General features: G+C 34.7%; 1 protein-coding gene. It reads left to right on the forward strand.

From position 1 onward, the window contains the following. Window positions 1-216 precede the first annotated feature (216 nt). Complete coding sequence (locus tag HRG09_RS28135) at window positions 217-963, forward strand: YjbA family protein (RefSeq protein WP_174104076.1); 747 nt, start codon at window positions 217-219, stop codon at window positions 961-963. Window positions 964-985 lie beyond the last annotated feature (22 nt).

Below are 985 nucleotides of genomic sequence, written 5' to 3' on the forward strand. Positions count from 1 at the left end.
ATATATTGTGAGAAACGGTCGATATATTTGAAAAATCGCTGATAAAATTTCATTTACCTTCTTGTTCGCTAGTTTATTTTGTTAGAATAGCCACTACTTATGTGTCGGAAAATAAAAATGAATATATGCATAGAATATATTTCCTTTCATGGAATAAAAATTACAAAAAATGAACATAATGAGATGTACAAACAGTAGTGAAGTGAGGGGTAGAAAATGTTATATCTGCATGATGTATGGGTAAATTGGTTTGAAGGTGAAGAAAATGGGTATAACGTTTGTCATTTTTACGAATGGCGGAAGGATGATACGATCGAATTATTAGATCAAGTGCCATTATTAAAAGTAGATTCCACATTATATCATTACATCGAGAACGAATTATTGGAACTTCCGCAAAAACTATTGGAAGACGTACATCATAAGGCGTATATTCGTAAAAATCACGAGCGTTTGCAACAGGAATATTGTTTTGTTGTCACAGATGGAAAAGGAATTATTGCAGTGGATTCAATTGGCTACAATGTACCGATTCGAAAAAGCAGGCTTATTCCACGTCAAGAGCAGATGGTATATGAGATGGTGGAAAATGTCCAAGCAGAAAAGTATGAGTTTCAAATGGAAGAATCAAAAAAGGAACATCATATTTTGTCGCCATCGCCATATATTATGAATGGCTTAACTCGTAAAGAACGACAATTAAAACAATTGCTTTTTATGGCGCTAGATCAACTACATACAACGAAAAATCCAGCTGAAATCCGTTATTGGTATACAGAATGGGATCCAGCCGCATATGGAACTGTTCAACATATGAAATTTGAAGATGTTTGGGAGCGCCTTTATGAAGAAGCGCAATATGGCTGGTCAGAGAAACACGAACAGTTATGTGAACGCCTTGTAAAAGGGCAACCATTCTTTGAAAAGTTATGGGAAATGGAAAATGAACAAAAGGTAAATTAAAAAAGCCGCCAAATTTGTGAAC

This window comes from Bacillus sp. Xin1 (assembly GCF_013314535.1).
GTDB lineage: Bacteria > Bacillota > Bacilli > Bacillales > Bacillaceae_G > Bacillus_A.